This is a genomic window from Streptomyces sp. NPDC059499 (assembly GCF_042749285.1).
GTDB lineage: Bacteria > Actinomycetota > Actinomycetes > Streptomycetales > Streptomycetaceae > Streptomyces.
Window position 1 is genome coordinate 84549 of record NZ_JBHYTT010000011.1, and the last position, 15971, is coordinate 100519.

The following is a 15971-nucleotide window of genomic DNA, read 5'->3' on the forward strand; positions in this document are numbered from 1 at the left end:
GCCGGGCGTCCGGGGTGATCTGTGCGGCTTCTCGCTCCGACAGGCACGCCGTCACACGGCGTCCGTGTCCTGGGCGGTCCCGATCTCGCGGATCACGCGGGCCGGATTGCCCACTGCCACGACGTCGGCGGGCAGGTCCCTGGTGACCACCGCTCCCGCGCCGACCACCGTGTTCTCGCCGATCGTCACCCCGGGGCAGACGATCACCCCGCCGCCCAGCCAGACGTTGTCGCCGATCGTAATGGGCTGCGCCGCCTCCCACTTGGCCCGGCGGGCCTCCGGGTCCACCGGGTGGGTGGGCGTGAGGAGCTGGACGTTCGGGCCGATCTGGACGTCGGCGCCGATGGTGATGCGGGCGACGTCGAGGAACACGGCACCGAAGTTGACGAACGTGCGGGGGCCGATCGAGATTCCGTAGCCGTAGTCCACCCGGAGCGGGGCCCGGACCTCCACGCCCTCGCCCAGCTCGTCCAGCAGTTCGGCGAGGGCGGCCCGCCGGGCCTCGGGGTCGGCAGCCGGAGCGGAGTTGAACCGCTCGCTCAGCACGGCCGCGCGCAGTGCGTCGGCGGCGAGCTCGGGGTCGTCGGCGATGTACGGCTCGCCGGCGAGCATGGCTTCCTTCTGACTGGTCACGTCGTCAACCTCTCAGTCGTCCGCGTTCGGCCCCTCAGGACGAAGGGCACTAGTTCAGCAGCGCCCGGGCGGCCCGGGCGCGGTCGCGGATCGCCTGTGCCGCGGTGGGTTCGATCGCGTCGACGACCTGGGCGTACTCCTCCATCTCTGCCGCCCCGCGCAGGAACTCCCCGCGCTGCACGAGGAGCTGGGCCCGCTCGTAGCGGAGCCTGGCCGGATGCGACGGCAGCAGCAGCGAGAGTTCGAGCGCCCACAGCGCCACGTCCGTGCGCTCGGGGCGTGCCGCGGCCCAGGCCCTGATGTTGTTCAGGATCCGCAGCACGGTCTCCAGCGGCCCCGCGGGCGCCAGCATCGAGGCCTCGAGCGGTGCGCCGGTCGCCCCCGCCACCATCAGCTCGGCGTCCTCGCCGCTCAACGGCGCACCGCCGGCGAACGGATCGGCGAGTACCCGTTCCGACGGATCGCCGAACCCCACCACGAAGTGCCCCGGCAGGGCCACCCCGTACACGGGTGCCCCCGCCCTCCGCGCCACCTCGGTCCAGACCACGGAGAGCAGGATCGGCAGGCCCCGGCGGCGCAGCAGCACCTGCTGGAGAAGTGAGGACTCCAGTCGCTGGTAGTCGGCGGACGAGCCGGCGAAACCGCACTGCCCGCCGAGCAGATCTCCGAGCGCGGACGCCCATGCGGCCGCGCTGCGCGCACCGTACGGAAGGAGCCCCGCCAGCCGGTCCAGCTCGATCTGCGCGGCGTCGATGCCGTACGGATCGGCGGAGGGCCGGGGGCCGGCCGCCGTCGGGAATCCCGCCTCGGCCCCCACCAGCAGGCAGAGCAGCGCGAGGTCCGGCCTCTCCGCGCGGGCCTCGTCGGCGAACTGCCGCCGGCGTTCGGCCGCACCGGAATCCTGAGCGCTCATATGCGACTAATCCCCTGCTGTCCCCGCTAGGCGGACCGGAAGTGGTGGTACTGGTGGTGGGTGGCGAAGCCCATGCCGTCGTACAGGGCACGGGCACCGTCGTTGTCCGTCTCGACCTGGAGCCACGAAGCCGACGCCCCCTCGTCCAGCGCCCTGCGGGCCAGCGCCGTCATCACGGCCGTGGCCAGGCCCCGGCGCCGGTACTCGGCGCCCACCTCCACCGCCATGAATCCCGCCCAGCGGCCGTCCACGACACAGCGTCCGATGGCGGCGGGCGCCCCGTCGGCGCCCTCTCCGGGCACAGTGGCGAACCACACCGAGGGACCGCTGCCGAGCACCTTCAGCGCCTCGCTGCCGGGGGCGTGTCCGGGGGCGCCGAAGCGCTGGTACCGGGAGAGCCACGCGTCGTCCGCCCCACGGGCGAGCCGCACCGCCGAGATGTCCGCGTCAAGGTCGCCGATCGGCGCGAGCGCCCCGATCCGCATCTCGGCCGACACCTCGCGGCGCCATCCGTGCTCCTCCAGCGCCGCGCAGAGCTGCTCCTGCGTGCCCTGCGCACCTGTGGCGGTCTGGATGTACGCGGGCAGGCCGCGCTCCCGGTACCACCCCAAGATGTGCTCCAGCGCCGCGCCGAGCGGGAGTCCGGGATCGCCGAGCGGGAGTACGGAGTTGGCGCGGCGGGTGAATCCGGCGGCGGCGCGCAGCTGCCAGTCGCCCAGCGGCTCGCTCTCCACGGGCTGCCAGGCGCGCGCGGCGACGCGCGCGAGTTCGTCGAACGAGGCGGCGGGGCCGCGACGGCGGGCCGGCGCGGAGGGCACCACCTTGCCCGCCACCAGCGACGATTCCGCTATGTGGACACTCTCGCCGCTCCGGGGCGTGATGGAGAGCACCTCGTTGTCCCACGATGTGAGAACCCCGACCGTGTCCGTGAACTTCGGGGCCTCACCGGGGGCACTGATCAGTTGGCGGACGGACACACGTTTGCCCACGTCAGCAGCTGTCATGCGAACCTCAAGCCGTCCGCTGATGGTGAATTCCATAGCTCAGTACGCCCCTCCTGTTCGGATCGTGCCCCGGAACGGAGATACTAGGTGCGGGCATCGACGACGCCGCGCTCCCGCGCGAGAGCCAACGCCCTACCGAGGAGGAACGACAGCGTGACCTACGTCATCGCGCAGCCTTGTGTCGACGTAAAGGACAAGGCCTGCATCGAAGAGTGCCCCGTCGACTGCATCTACGAGGGCTCACGGTCCTTGTACATCCACCCGGACGAATGCGTCGACTGCGGAGCCTGTGAGCCGGTCTGCCCGGTGGAGGCCATCTTCTACGAGGATGACACTCCGGAGGAGTGGAAGGACTACTACAAGGCGAACGTCGAGTTCTTCGACGACCTCGGTTCGCCCGGTGGCGCCTCCAAGCTGGGTCTCATCGAGCGCGACCACGCCTTCATCGCCGCGCTGCCGCCGCAGAACCAGTAGCAGCGGCCGCACGAGCGCCGCCCGGTCCCGTACGGCTCGTCACCGTGCGGGACCGAGGCGTTTCCCGGCACGCACGTCCACGTACGAGAAAGCAGAGATCCGTGTCTGCAGCAGTCCCCGTCTCCTCCCGGCTCCCGGTCTTCCCCTGGGACAAGCTCACGCCCTACAAGTCGACGGCTGCTGCCCACCCGGACGGCATCGTCGACCTGTCCGTCGGCACGCCCGTCGACCCGGTGCCCGAGCTGATCCAGCAGGCGCTGATCGCCGCCGCCGACAGCCCCGGCTACCCGACGGTATGGGGGACCGGAGCCCTGCGTGACGCCCTGACCGGCTGGGTGGAGCGCCGGCTCGGCGCCGTCGGTGTGGAGCACGAGAACGTCCTGCCGGTCGTCGGCTCCAAGGAGCTGGTGGCCTGGCTGCCGACCCAGCTCGGCCTCGGCGCGGGGGACAAGGTGGCCTACCCGAGGCTCGCCTACCCGACGTACGAGGTGGGCGCGCGGCTCTGCGGCGCCGAGCCCGTCGTCTACGACGACCCCACCGAGCTGGACCCGGCCGGGCTCAGGCTGCTGTGGCTCAACTCGCCGTCCAACCCGACCGGCCGCGTCCTGCCCAAGGACGAGCTGGCCCGGATCGTCGCCTGGGCGCGTGAGCACGGCGTGCTGGTCTTCAGCGACGAGTGCTACCTGGAGCTCGGCTGGGAGGCCGAGCCCGTCTCCGTGCTCCACCCGGACATCAGCGGCGGCTCGTTCGAGGGAATCGTCGCCGTCCACTCGCTCTCCAAGCGCTCCAACCTCGCCGGCTACCGGGCGGCCTTCGTCGCGGGCGACGCGGCCGTCCTCGGCGAGCTGCTCCTGATCCGCAAGCACGGCGGGATGATGACCCCGGCGCCGGTCCAGGCGGCGACCGTCGCGGCGTTGGCCGACGACACGCACGTGACCGAGCAGCGGGCCCGGTACGCCCAGCGGCGCACGGTCCTGCGGGAGGCGCTGGAGGCCCACGGCTTCCGGATCGAGCACAGCGAGGCGAGCCTCTACCTGTGGGCCACGCGCGACGAGCCGTGCTGGGAGACCGTGGCGTACCTGGCCGGGCTCGGCATCCTGGTGGCGCCGGGCGACTTCTACGGGCCGGCCGGGGACCGCTTCGTACGGGTGGCGCTGACGGCCACGGACGAACGGGTGGCCGCGGCGGTCAAGCGGCTGTCCTGACGCGATGCGCCGATGGGCCTCGGGAGTGCGCACTCCCGAGGCCCATCGGCGCATCAGTGCCGTGTACGTGCGGGCCGGTCAGCCGATCGGCAGGCCGCCGGTGGGGAGACCATCGGTCGCCAGGGTGTCGTTCGCCAGTTCGCCGCCTGCCACGGTGCCGGCCTTCTCGAGGGTCTGGCCGGCGACCGGGAGGGTCGTGCCGACGACCTTGCCGCCGGTCTCGTTCGCCGCTCCGGCGCCCTGCTTCGAGGCGGAGTCGAGCGTGCTGCTCACGCCGGCACCGTCGAGCGTGGTCAGGCCGCCCAGGGCAGGGGTCTGCGGGAGCCCCGCGGCACCTGCGGCACCGGCCGCACCGACCACGGGTGCCGCGCCAGCGGCGATCAGCAGCGCGGCACGGGCGATCCGACGGGTCAGGGGGAGGGACATGATGCTCCTTCGACGGGACTACAACGGGTTCTCGGCAGATGTGGAATCTGCCTGTCCGGTGATCCGGACGCACTGACAACCGGTCGAAGGGCAGGGAAGGTTGCGGTCCCCGAAGGTAAAGACTGAGTAATGCGTCAGATAATCCGCAACGGAAGAACCCGGGCAAACAATGCATTCCGTCGACGTCGGACGATACGTCACTTCCCTGTGATCGCACGGAATTCCGGGGGTGGGCCGGGCTCGCGGGAAGGGTGGCGCAAGGGGGGTTGCGGGGAGGGTTGGACGGCCCGTACGGGCGACTCCTCGCGCTACTGTGCGAGCCGCATTCGGACCGCCGTGGTGCCCGATTCCTCGCGTTCCGACCGCCAGCCCGTGTCGGCGTCCCACACCCGGCCGGCGTACGAGACCTCGTCGATCCGCAGCGCGTCGGCCCGGGCGACCGCCCAGTGGGCCAGCTCCCAGCCGCGCCGGGGTGCCGTGTCCGCGGCGGTCTTCACGGAGGACCGCACGGGCACCGAGACCGTGCCCGCGGCCGAGGCCCCGGCCGCCCCGGCAGTCGGCAGGACGTCCTCGCCGAAGGCGCGTACCAGCTCGGTCCGCACCTCGGACGCGTCCCCGGGCGTGGCCGCCTTCGACAGCGTGCAGTTCAGCGAGGCGGGCGCGCGTCCGGTCAGCGCGGCGGCCAGCAGCGCGGCATCCGGCTCGTGCTTGGCGTACGCCTGCGGGAACCCGCTCTTCTGCACCCGCTGTGCGGCGACGGTCAGCGGCAGCCGCGAGTAGCCCGGAACCTTGGCGAGGTGCTCGTAGAACTCCCCGGACGAATAGACCGGATCCATGATCTGCGCAGGCGTTCCCCAGCCCTGCGAGGGACGCTGCTGGAAGAGCCCGAGCGAGTCCCGGTCACCGTGGTCGATGGTGCGCAGCGCGGACTCCTGCAGCGCGGTCGCGAGCGCGATGGTCACCGCGCGCTCCGGCAGACCGCGGGTGGTGCCCACCGCCGAGATCGTCGCGGCGTTGGCGGCCTGGTCGGGGCTCATCTCGTAGGTACGCCCCTCGGCGCCGTCCCCGTCCGCGGAGCGCACGGTGCAGCCGGGCGCGCCCTTGCTGCCGGAGATGTACTGCACGGCCAGATAGCCGGCCAGGGCCACGAGCACGGCGAAGGCCGCCGTGATGCGGAAGAAACGGCTGCGGCGGGTGGAAGTGGCGGTCCGGGGCACGGGGCCCACCGTACTGGAGGGTACGAGCGGGGCCGAGACCGAAGTCCCTTAGGGTCGTGACCATGGACGGACACACGCTTGACCTCGCGCTCGACGGACCCGAGCTCACAGCCCGGCTCGTCGACTTCCCGTCGGTCAGCGGCCAGGAGAAGGACCTGGCCGACGCGATCGAGGCAGCCCTGCGCCCGCTGCCTCACCTGACCGTCGAACGGCACGGCAACAACGTCGTGGCCAGGACACAGCTGGGCCGTGCCGAGCGCATCGTGCTGGCCGGCCACATCGACACCGTTCCGATCGCGGACAACGTCCCGTCCCGGCTCGACGAGAACGGTGTGCTGTGGGGGTGCGGGACCTCCGACATGAAGTCGGGTGTCGCCGTGCAGCTGCGGATCGCGGCGACGGTACCGGAGCCCAACCGCGACCTCACGTTCATCTTCTACGACAACGAAGAGGTCGCCGCCCACCTCAACGGCCTCGGACACGTGGCCGAGGCCCACCCCGACTGGCTCGACGCGGACTTCGCCGTCCTCCTGGAGCCGTCCGACGCCCAGGTCGAGGGCGGCTGCCAGGGCACGATCCGGGTCCATCTGCGGCTGGAGGGGGAGCGGGCCCACTCCGCGCGCAGCTGGATGGGGTCCAACGCGATCCACGCCGCCGCTCCGGTACTGGCGAAGCTCGCTTCGTACGAGCCGCGCCGGCCGGTCATCGACGGGCTCGAGTACCGCGAGGGGCTCAACGCCGTACGCATCGAGGGCGGCGTCGCCACCAATGTCATCCCCGACGCCTGCACGGTGGTGGTCAACTACCGGTACGCCCCCGACCGCACCGCCGAGGAGGCCGAGGCGCACGTCCGCGAGGTCTTCGAGGACTGCGGCGTCGCCGGCATCACGGTCGACGACCACTCCGGAGCCGCGATGCCCGGTCTCTCGCACCCGGCGGCCAAGGCGTTCATGGCAGCGGTCGGCGGCACGGCGCAGCCCAAGTTCGGCTGGACGGACGTGTCCCGGTTCGGCTCGCTCGGCATCCCCGCGGTGAACTACGGCCCCGGGGACGCGCTGTTCGCACACAAGCGGGACGAGCAGGTGGCGGTCGAGAGGATCACGCACTGCGAGGAGCGCCTCCGCTCCTGGCTCACCAGCTGACTCACCGCATTCCCCTGCTCGTAACCTCGGCCGATCTACGCTGAAGCGACACGCACATCGCAGGTCGGCGGAGGGAGCAGGTCATGGGCAACCCGGAGGACGCACGGATCCCCGAGGGCGCGCAGGTTCCTGAGGGCGCGGTGAAGCCCGAGGAACAGCGGCTGGGCCCGGTACTGCGCCGCAGGGACCAGGTACAGCCGGGCACGACGGATCAGCGGCTGCTGGATTCCGAGGGCGATTCCGAATGGGTGCACACGGACCCCTGGCGCGTGATGCGCATCCAGTCGGAGTTCGTGGAGGGCTTCGGAGCCCTCGCTGAGCTGCCGAGCGCCATCAGCGTCTTCGGATCCGCCCGCACACCGGCCGGCGGGCCGGACTACGAGGCGGGTGTCCGGATCGGCAGGGCGCTCGTCGAAGCGGGGTTCGCGGTCATCACGGGCGGTGGCCCCGGGGCGATGGAAGCGGCGAACAAGGGAGCCCGGGAGGCGAAGGGCGTCTCCGTCGGACTCGGCATCGAGCTGCCGTTCGAGTCCGGGCTGAATCCACATGTCGACATCGGCGTCAACTTCCGCTACTTCTTCGTCCGCAAGACGATGTTCGTCAAGTACGCGCAGGGCTTCGTCGTCCTGCCCGGGGGCCTCGGCACGCTGGACGAACTGTTCGAGGCGCTGACGCTCGTGCAGACGGGCAAGGTGACACGCTTCCCGATCGTGCTGTTCGGCTCGGCCTACTGGCGCGGGCTGGTGGACTGGCTGCGGGACACGGTGGTGGCCCAGGGCAAGGCGTCCGAGAAGGATCTGCTGCTGTTCCACGTCACGGACGACGTCGACGAGGCGGTCGCGCTGGTGACCAAGGAGGTCGGTCGGTAGGGGCCCGTCCCGGCGCCCCCGCCGGTCTCCTCGGCTACGCCAGTCCCCGGCGGGCCACCGCAGGTGCGCGGTGGCCCGCGATGGACGCCACCATGTCCAGGACCTGCCGCGTCTCCGCCACCTCGTGCACCCGGTACACCTGTGCACCCAGCCACGCCGACACGGCAGTCGTCGCGAGCGTGCCGATCACACGCTCCTTGACCGGCCTGTCGAGGGTCTCCCCGACGAAGTCCTTGTTGGACAGCGAGACCAGCACCGGCCAGCCCGTGGCCGTCATCTCGCCCAGCCTGCGCGTGGCCTCCAGCGAGTGCCGGGTGTTCTTCCCGAAGTCGTGACCGGGGTCGATCATGATTCCGTCCGGCCTGACCCCGAGTCCGACGGCCCGCTCGGCGAGGCCGACCGTCACCCGCAGGATGTCCGCCACCACATCGTCGTACGTGACCCGGTGCGGCCGGGTCCGAGGCTCGGCGCCACCCGCGTGCGTGCACACGAGCCCCGCCCCGTACCGTGCCGCGACCTCGGCGAGCTTCGGGTCGACGCCGCCCCACGCGTCGTTCAGGAGGTCCGCCCCGGCCTCGCAGACGGCCTCGCCCACGTCGTGGCGCCAGGTGTCCACGCTGATCACGACATCCGGGTGGCGGCGGCGCACCTCGGCGACGAAGCCGACCGTGCGGCGGGCCTCCTCCTGGGCCGTCACCTCCTCGCCGGGGCCGGCCTTCACCCCGCCGATGTCGATGATCGCGGCGCCCTCCGACACGGCCTGCTCGACCCGGGAGAGCGCGGGCTCGTCGTGGAACGTCGCACCCTGGTCGTAGAAGGAGTCGGGGGTCCGGTTCACGATCGCCATGATCACCGGCTCGTGCGGCCCGAATTCCCGCCGTCCAAGCCTGAGCGCACCGCTTCGCATCCCTGGTTCCTCCTCGGTAGGTCGCCTGCGACCCTAGGGCCTCTCGTTCGGATCATGCCGGGCCCGCGGGGTCCGGCCTGACCCAAACGAAAGACCCTAACTGTCGGTGCCGCATGGCACGATCTGACCCGGACAGGTTTCCGCTCCCGGGGAGATGCGCGTGTTCTGGTTCTTGCTGCTCACGATGGCCGTGGTGGTGGCCGCGGTCACCCTTGCGGTGGTCGGCGGAGGCGGAAGTGCGGTGCTGCAGGACGTGGAGCCCGAGCGGCTCACCGACCCGCTGCCGGCGAACCGCCCGGTCGGCCGCGCCGATATCGAGGTCCTGCGGTTGCCGCTGGCGGTGCGCGGCTACCGCATGGCGGAGGTGGACGAGGCGCTGGGCAGACTCGGTGCCGAGCTCGCCGAGCGGGACGCCCGCATCGCCGAGCTGGAGTCGGCGCTCGCCGGCGCGCAGGCGACCGCGGTGACCGGTCCCGACCTGTTCAAGCGGCCGGGCGAGCCGCTCGGCGGGGACAACAGCCGTGAGAACGGCCGCGACAACGGCAGGCCGCAGGGCGAGGAAGGTCCGCGATGAGCGACGCCCGGCCGGCCGCCGACGGCGGTCTGCGCTGCCCCTGGGGCCTGTCCACGGAGGACTACCTCGCCTACCACGACACGGAGTGGGGCCGCCCGGTACACGGCGACGACGCGCTGTTCGAGCGGCTCTGCCTGGAGGCGTTCCAGTCCGGGCTCTCCTGGCTGACGATCCTGCGCCGTCGCGAAGGGTTCCGCAGCGCCTTCGCCGGGTTCAAGATCTCCGCCGTGGCGGAGTTCACCGAAGCGGACAGGGAACGGCTCCTCGCCGACGCCGGCATCATCCGCAACCGCGCGAAGATCGACGCGACGCTGGCCAACGCCAAGGTGCTGGCCGGCTGGGGCGAGGGCGAGCTGGACGCACTCATCTGGTCGTACGCCCCCGATCCGGCCGGCCGCCCCGCCCCGCGTGCCCTCGGTGACATCCCGGCCGTCACCCCGGAATCCACCGCGCTGGCCAAGGACCTCAAGAAGCGGTCCATCCGCTTCGTCGGCCCCACGACGGCCTACGCCCTCATGCAGGCCTGCGGCCTCGTCAACGACCACCTGGCCGACTGCGTGGCCCGGGAGGCGCTCCAGGGCCCGTCCAGCGGATCCTGACCGGCTCCACGACGTCCGGCTTCGAACAGCCGAACAGCCCCGGCGTCACCCGCCGAGGCCGACGGCCCCCTGCGGTTACTTACCGAGGTACTTCGGCCGCTGCTTGGCGAGAAACGCCTCGACCGCGATGGTGTGGTCCTGCGACGCGCCCGCCCGGGTCTGGAGCTCGTCCTCCTTCTCCAGCGACTCGGCGAGCGTGTGGCCCGCGCCGTACGCCATCGACGCCTTCAGCGCCGCGTACGCCACCGTCGGCCCCTCCGCGAGGGCACGCGCCACCGCCAGGGCCTCCTTGGCCAGATCGGCGGCGGGTACCACCTTGTTGGCGATGCCCAGCTCGTACGCCTCCTGCGCGGAGATCGAACGCGGGAAGAACAGCAGGTCGGCGGCGCGACTCGCGCCGATCAGCCGGGGCAGCGTCCAGGAGACGCCCGAGTCCGCGGTCAGGGCCACGCCCGCGAAGGACGTGTTGAAGGCGGCCGTGTCGGCGACCACGCGATAGTCGGCCGCGAGCGCGAATCCGAAACCGGCGCCGGCGGCGACCCCGTTTACCCCGGCCACGACGGGCTTCTCCATCTCGGTGATGGCCCGCACGATCGGGTTGTAGTGCTCCTTCACGGTGCTCAGCGCGTTGCCGCCGCCCGACTCGTGGGCCTCGGCGAGCTTGGAGACGTGCTCCTTGAGGTCCTGGCCCACGCAGAAGGCGCGCCCGGTGGCGGTGAGCAGAACAGCTCGTACGGCGGTGTCCTCGGCGACGGCTCGAAGGGCGTCGCGGAGCGCGACCTTGGCCGCGGTGTTCATGGCGTTCATCGCGTCGGGTCGGTTGATCGTGATCGTCGCGAGCCCGTCGCTGACGTCCGTGAGTACGGCGTCAGCCGTGGTGTCGGCCATGTCGGCCATCGCTGGGTCTCCTTACGGCTCCGGCATTGTGCCTGTCCAGGCAAGCATGGCCGACTCCGGACGGGCCGGAGATGTGACCTGCGTCTAACAATTGGCTCTCGGCTGAGGGCCGGTGGCGGCGCAGTATCGCAGCCGGATCGCCGAAATAGGTGGTTTTGAGAGAGTGCGTTGCGCAAGCGATGCAGACCGATGTTGGTCATCGGGGTCTCCGATGCGGGATAATGCGAAGGAAGCAATGTGTTCGACGCCGGTGAGGCAGCGCCTGTCATGGGGCCGCCGGTTGGGATGAGCTGGTTTCAGGAAGGGGAACGAGCATGGCGGCCATGAAGCCGCGGACGGGCGACGGCCCGCTCGAGGTGACAAAGGAGGGGCGGGGCATTGTCATGCGCGTTCCGCTCGAAGGCGGCGGTCGGCTTGTCGTCGAGCTGACTCCGGACGAGGCCGATGCACTCGGCGATGCCCTGAAGAAGGTCGTCGGCTGACGTAGACGCGCCCACACTTCACCACTGCCCCGGCACCGATTCGGTGCCGGGGCAGTGGTGCGTCACGGATCAGGTGGCGCGGTCTCAGCCGCGCCGCACCGCGCACAGCAGGCCGTCGCCCACCGGCAGCAGGGTCGCCATCAGCTCCTGGCTCTCCCGCACCGCGCGCAGCAGCTCACGCAGGCGCAGCACCTCGGCCGGCTGGGCGGCGGAATCGATGGTGCGGCCGTCCGCGAAGACGCCTTCGAAGCAGACGACACCGCCGGGACGCAGCAGGCGCAACGATTCAGCGAGGCAGTCCAGGCTCTCCAGCCGGTCACCGTCGCAGAAAACAAGGTCGTAGCCGCCGTCGGCGAGTCGCGGCAGTACGTCGAGGGCGCGCCCGGGGATGAACCGCGCCCGGTTCGTGGCAAAACCCGCAGCCCGGAACGCCTCGCGCGCGAACTGCTGGCGCTCCGGTTCCGGATCGACGGTGGTCAGTACGCCGTCCGGACGCATCCCGTGCAGCAGATAGATGCCTGACACGCCCGTACCGGTGCCGATTTCGGCCACCGCCTTAGCATCCGCGGCGGCAGCGAGCAGGCGCAGCGCAGCTCCGGTGCCTGGGGACACCGAGCGGAGCCCTGCCTCGTGGGCCCGGTCACGGGCCCAGCGCAGAGCTGCGTCCTCGGCGACAAAGGCGTCGGCGAACGCCCAGCTTGCCTGCCGGTTGGCGGTAATGACCCTCTCCTGTCCCCGTAGTTGGCGCAACGGTGACTGTATCCGCTGGAGCCGGGAACCCGCAGATGGGACCGGGCGTTAGGTAGAGGCAGGGGAAAACGCACGGATCGGACCCGCCCGGCGGGCCCGGAACATGGCCCCTCTTCCCGGGGGAGGCCCGGGCGTCAGCAGGTAAAAAGGCTTATCCGGAGCTAACGGGCGAGGTGGCTATGGTAGGGGCTCCACTGGACACCACCAGAGCCGATAGGGGAGGTGCGGCTGCGCCTGTGGATCGGGGAGGAGTGCTGCGGCGCTTTCTCAGGTCGGCTGGTGAGCCGAAATCCGTGACCAACATTGCTGACCGTTCTTCCAACGATTCCGCACCGACCGCGACCTTCGCCTCAGATGCGGACTCTCAGGCGTGGACCCCGCCCTCATGGGAAGAGATCGTCAGCACGCACAGCGGTCGCGTGTACCGCCTTGCCTACCGGCTGACAGGAAACCAGCACGACGCCGAGGACCTCACCCAGGAGGTCTTCGTCCGTGTCTTCCGATCGCTGTCGACGTACACGCCCGGCACCTTCGAGGGCTGGCTGCACCGGATCACGACGAATCTCTTCCTGGACATGGTCCGCCGCAAGCAGCGGATCCGTTTCGACTCCCTGGGCGACGACGCCGCGGAGCGGCTGCCGAGCCGGGAGCCGTCCCCGCAGCAGGTCTTCAACGACACCCACTTCGACGCGGACGTCCAGCAGGCGCTGGACACCCTCGCGCCCGAGTTCCGTGCCGCGGTCGTGCTCTGCGACATCGAGGGCCTCTCGTACGAGGAGATCGCCGCCACGCTCGGCGTGAAGCTCGGCACCGTGCGCAGCCGTATCCACCGCGGCCGCTCGCACCTGCGCAAGGCCCTGCAGCACCGTTCGCCGGAAGCCCGTGCAGAGCAGCGTTCGCTGGCGGACGCGGTCCTGGCAGGGGAGGGCGGAACGGCGTGAGTGCCACAGGTCCCACCCCCGCGGAGCAGCATCTGGGGGACCGGCTCGCCGCGCTCGTCGACGGCGAGCTCAAACACGACGCCCGGGAGCGGGTCCTCGCCCACCTGGCGACCTGTTCCAGGTGCAAGGCCGAGGCCGACGCCCAGCGGCGGCTGAAGAGCGCCTTCGCGACCGCCACTCCTCCCTCGCCCTCCGAGGGGTTCCTGGCGCGCCTGCAGGGCCTTCCCGGGGGCCCCGGGAGTGACGACGACGGCCCGAGCCGCCCCTTCGGCGGTGGACGGCGCTTCGGGGAGGGACTCTTCCCCGAACTGCAGCACCCCGGCGGACGCCCGGGAACGACCTCCGGGTCCTCACCGCTGGACGGATTCGGCTACCTCCCCACCGCGCACGGCTCCACCGCCGTGCTGCCGGGCGGCCCGACCTTCCGCATCCATGACGTGGGCCGCGAGGCCGACCGTTCGCCGTGGCGTGCCCGGCGCTTCGCGTTCGCCGCGGCAAGTGCCGTCTCGCTCGCCGCCATTGCGCTCGGCGGCGCCCTGCCGCTGGACCAGGGTCCTGACGCGCCGCTCAGCGCGGAGGGCGCGGGAAGCAGCGTGACGCCGCTCGACGCCGACGTACGGACCGGCAGTGCCAGTGCTGCGGCGAGCCGCGGTGGCGGCGGTGCTCTCGCGGTCGGCGACGGCCGGGCCACCGTCACGCCCTCGCACCTCACCCCGTCCTCGTCCGCCAGGCCGGTGCTCGCCGCCGCGCCGTCCCTGCTCAGCACCACGATGCTGAGCGGGCACTCGTACGCGTACCCGGTGCTGAACGTGACCGTGCCGCCGCTGATACGCCCGACCGATGCCGGACCGCTGTTCTCGGCCACGCTCGGCGGGGGAGCGGACCCGAAGCCGGCGGCGCTCACGGCCACGGCCGCGCCTCAGCTCCGTGACCACGCGATGCCGCTTTCTCCCCTGCGCTGACCGGGACCCTGCGCACGGATTCGCAAACCTGGTTGAATTCCGGGAGGGACGCCCCCATGGGGCGTGCAGAGGCCAGTTGCGGGGAGAGCATGGACGACGGAAAGCCCAGCGGGCCGAAGGCGAAGTGGTGGAGCCGTCCCTCGACGGGACGTGCTGTCCCTGCCGGGCCGGAGGACTCCGCGTCCGTCGCGGACGCGGCCGAGGACACCTCGGTCCACGGGGCGGCACCGGCAGCGGAGCCGGCGGCCGAAGCGGTAACCCGGCCCGCCCCCGCGGCCGCCGAGCCGCCCGCGCCTCCGCTCGCCGAGCCGCCCGTGCCCGTCGAGCCGCCCGCCCCCCGTGCACAGCCCCTGCACGCGCCCGACGAGTACAGCACCCCGCCCTACGGAGGTCCGGGGCCGTGGGCGCCCGCACCGCCCGTGCAGCGCCCGGTGCCGACCCCGGCGCACGGCACTCCCGTACCCCCGCCCTACGCGGGGACGAACGGGCAAGGGACGGCCGTCCACGCAGCGGCACCGGTACCCGTCCACGCCCCGGCCCCTGCCGCCCAGGGCGCCGGTGGGGCGTACGCAGCCGCGCCCCAGCCGCATGCGGTGCCGCAGCAGCATCACCACGGCCCCACCCCGCCCCCGCAGCAACCCCACCCCGCTCAGCACGAGCTCCAGCCCCAGATCTCCCAGTGGCTGCGCTACGACCCATGGGGTGCGCCCCAGCAGCCACTCACCCACGCCGGCCCGCCCCTCGGGGCCGACCCGCAGCCCCGCAGGCGGCGCCGTGGATCCGCGCTGATCGGTGCCGCGCTGCTCGCTCTCGTCGCCGGCGGGATCGGCGGTGGCATCGGCGCCTATGCCGAGCGCAACGGAGGCCTGACCACGGTCGAGCTCCCGCAGGCCGGCCGGGACAGCGGAGGCAGGGCGCCCGACAGTGTCGCGGGCATCGCGTCCAGCGCCCTGCCCAGCGTGGTGACCCTGCACGTCAGCGGATCCGCCGAGTCCGGTACGGGCACCGGCTTCGTACTCGACAAAAAGGGCCACATCCTCACCAACAACCACGTGGTCGCCCCCGCGGGTTCCAACGGGGACATCACCGTCACCTTCAGCGGAGGAGAGACCGCGCCCGCCGAGATAGTCGGCAAGGACAGCGGCTACGACCTGGCGGTCGTCAAGGTGACCGGTGTCTCGGGCCTCAAGCCCCTGCCCCTCGGGAACTCCGACAACGTGCAGGTCGGCGATCCCGTGGTGGCCATCGGCGCCCCCTTCGACCTGTCCAACACGGTCACGTCCGGCATCATCAGCGCCAAGCAGCGGCCCATCACCGCGGGCGGCGAGAAGGGCGACGGCTCGGACGTCAGCTATGTCGACGCCCTGCAGACCGACGCCCCGATCAACCCCGGCAACTCGGGCGGCCCGCTCGTCGACTCCGAGGCCCACGTCATCGGCATCAACAGCGCCATCCGCGGCGCCGACAGCGGCTCCGGCCTCGACGGCGGGCAGTCCGGCTCCATCGGCCTCGGCTTCGCGATACCGATCAACCAGGGCAAGCGCGTCGCCGAGGAGCTGATCAACACGGGCAAGGCCACCCACCCGGTGATCGGCGTCACGCTGGACATGAAGTTCACCGGCGACGGAGCCAAGGTCGGAGGGAAGGGCGCCGACGGCGGGTCCGCGGTCACCGCGGACGGCCCCGCCGACAAGGCCGGCATCAAGCCGGGCGACATCATCACCGAGGTGGAGGGCGGGCGCGTGCACAGCGGCGAGGAACTGATCGTCAAGATCCGTGCCCACCGGCCGGGCGACCGGCTCGGCCTCCGGCTGACCCGGGATGGCAAAGAGCTGTCCATGACCTTGACGCTCGGCTCGGCGAGCGGCACCTGACAGCCACCGGCAGGTACCGCCCGGACAGCTTCGCCGGGTACCGTGGAGCCGGTCCGGGCCCCTGACGACCTGGTGGCGGAGAACCGCGGAGAACACGCAGAG

General features: G+C 71.7%; 18 protein-coding genes. 10 read left to right on the plus strand and 8 right to left on the minus strand.

The features are described 5' to 3' along the window. Positions 1-51: 51 nt before the first annotated feature. From ACFW9O_RS24230 to ACFW9O_RS24240, 3 genes are all read right to left on the minus strand, one after another. Positions 52-612 carry a sugar O-acetyltransferase gene (locus tag ACFW9O_RS24230; RefSeq protein WP_384612332.1) on the minus strand — a complete coding sequence of 187 codons (561 nt, stop codon included), beginning with the start codon at positions 610-612 and terminating at the stop codon, positions 52-54. A 70-nt stretch (positions 613-682) separates the two neighbouring features. Continuing rightward, entirely contained in the window at positions 683-1546 is an 864-nt protein-coding gene (locus ACFW9O_RS24235) for a transglutaminase-like domain-containing protein (protein WP_384612076.1), read from the minus strand. A gap of 26 nt (positions 1547-1572) precedes the next feature. Continuing rightward, positions 1573-2586, minus strand: a complete 1014-nt coding sequence (locus ACFW9O_RS24240) for a GNAT family N-acetyltransferase (protein ID WP_384612078.1) — start codon at positions 2584-2586, stop codon at positions 1573-1575. A gap of 117 nt (positions 2587-2703) precedes the next feature. Between ACFW9O_RS24240 and fdxA the strand changes: the two genes are divergently transcribed. After that, positions 2704-3024: a ferredoxin gene (fdxA, locus tag ACFW9O_RS24245; protein WP_014154250.1), complete on the plus strand. Its 321-nt coding sequence runs from the start codon at positions 2704-2706 to the stop codon at positions 3022-3024. Positions 3025-3125: 101 nt separating this feature from the next. After that, entirely contained in the window at positions 3126-4229 is a 1104-nt protein-coding gene (gene dapC / locus ACFW9O_RS24250; protein ID WP_351179573.1) for a succinyldiaminopimelate transaminase, read from the plus strand. Positions 4230-4307: 78 nt separating this feature from the next. Here dapC and ACFW9O_RS24255 read toward each other — a convergent pair whose 3' ends face one another. Both ACFW9O_RS24255 and ACFW9O_RS24260 read right to left on the minus strand, forming a co-directional pair. Further along, positions 4308-4655, minus strand: coding sequence for an ATP-binding protein (locus ACFW9O_RS24255; RefSeq protein WP_351167853.1), 348 nt, complete (start codon positions 4653-4655; stop codon positions 4308-4310). A 308-nt stretch (positions 4656-4963) separates the two neighbouring features. Next, positions 4964-5872 carry a hypothetical protein gene (locus ACFW9O_RS24260; protein ID WP_384612080.1) on the minus strand — a complete coding sequence of 303 codons (909 nt, stop codon included), beginning with the start codon at positions 5870-5872 and terminating at the stop codon, positions 4964-4966. Positions 5873-5934: 62 nt separating this feature from the next. Here ACFW9O_RS24260 and dapE point away from each other — a divergent pair, with 62 nt between their 5' ends. Together dapE and ACFW9O_RS24270 are read left to right on the plus strand one after the other, a co-directional pair. Beyond that, a complete protein-coding gene (dapE, locus tag ACFW9O_RS24265) occupies positions 5935-7014 on the plus strand; it encodes a succinyl-diaminopimelate desuccinylase (RefSeq protein ID WP_384612082.1) in 1080 nt (359 codons plus the stop codon). 83 nt (positions 7015-7097) lie between these two features. Then, positions 7098-7883 (plus strand): TIGR00730 family Rossman fold protein, encoded by a 786-nt coding sequence (locus ACFW9O_RS24270; RefSeq protein ID WP_384612084.1) that lies wholly within the window; start codon positions 7098-7100, stop codon positions 7881-7883. A gap of 34 nt (positions 7884-7917) precedes the next feature. On the opposite strand, the gene folP is transcribed toward ACFW9O_RS24270, so the two are convergent. Then, positions 7918-8790, minus strand: coding sequence for a dihydropteroate synthase (gene folP, locus ACFW9O_RS24275; RefSeq protein ID WP_351167861.1), 873 nt, complete (start codon positions 8788-8790; stop codon positions 7918-7920). A 154-nt stretch (positions 8791-8944) separates the two neighbouring features. Between folP and ACFW9O_RS24280 the strand changes: the two genes are divergently transcribed. Continuing rightward, the gene (locus tag ACFW9O_RS24280; protein ID WP_384612086.1) at positions 8945-9364 is read left to right on the plus strand and encodes a DivIVA domain-containing protein; all 420 of its coding nucleotides are present in this window, start codon (positions 8945-8947) and stop codon (positions 9362-9364) included. Then, entirely contained in the window at positions 9361-9963 is a 603-nt protein-coding gene (locus tag ACFW9O_RS24285) for a DNA-3-methyladenine glycosylase I (RefSeq protein WP_384612088.1), read from the plus strand. Before ACFW9O_RS24280 ends, ACFW9O_RS24285 begins: the two co-directional genes overlap by 4 nt. Before the next feature lie 75 nt (positions 9964-10038). Here the strand turns inward: ACFW9O_RS24285 and ACFW9O_RS24290 are convergent, their stop codons facing one another. Then, positions 10039-10851, minus strand: a complete 813-nt coding sequence (locus ACFW9O_RS24290; protein ID WP_384612333.1) for an enoyl-CoA hydratase/isomerase family protein — start codon at positions 10849-10851, stop codon at positions 10039-10041. A 323-nt stretch (positions 10852-11174) separates the two neighbouring features. On the opposite strand from ACFW9O_RS24290, the gene ACFW9O_RS24295 reads away from it, so the two are divergent. Continuing rightward, positions 11175-11342, plus strand: a complete 168-nt coding sequence (locus ACFW9O_RS24295) for a DUF3117 domain-containing protein (RefSeq protein WP_003966491.1) — start codon at positions 11175-11177, stop codon at positions 11340-11342. Between the two features lie 84 nt (positions 11343-11426). Here the strand turns inward: ACFW9O_RS24295 and ACFW9O_RS24300 are convergent, their stop codons facing one another. Continuing rightward, entirely contained in the window at positions 11427-12092 is a 666-nt protein-coding gene (locus ACFW9O_RS24300) for an O-methyltransferase (protein ID WP_351167867.1), read from the minus strand. Between the two features lie 179 nt (positions 12093-12271). Between ACFW9O_RS24300 and sigE the strand changes: the two genes are divergently transcribed. The 3 genes from sigE (at position 12272) to ACFW9O_RS24315 (ending at position 15869) form a co-directional block, all read left to right on the plus strand. After that, positions 12272-13033, plus strand: coding sequence for an RNA polymerase sigma factor SigE (sigE, locus tag ACFW9O_RS24305; protein ID WP_329207695.1), 762 nt, complete (start codon positions 12272-12274; stop codon positions 13031-13033). Continuing rightward, complete coding sequence (locus ACFW9O_RS24310; protein ID WP_384612089.1) at positions 13030-13995, plus strand: anti-sigma factor family protein; 966 nt, start codon at positions 13030-13032, stop codon at positions 13993-13995. Before sigE ends, ACFW9O_RS24310 begins: the two co-directional genes overlap by 4 nt. 89 nt (positions 13996-14084) lie before the next feature. Continuing rightward, positions 14085-15869: a S1C family serine protease gene (locus ACFW9O_RS24315; RefSeq protein WP_384612335.1), complete on the plus strand. Its 1785-nt coding sequence runs from the start codon at positions 14085-14087 to the stop codon at positions 15867-15869. Positions 15870-15971 lie beyond the last annotated feature (102 nt).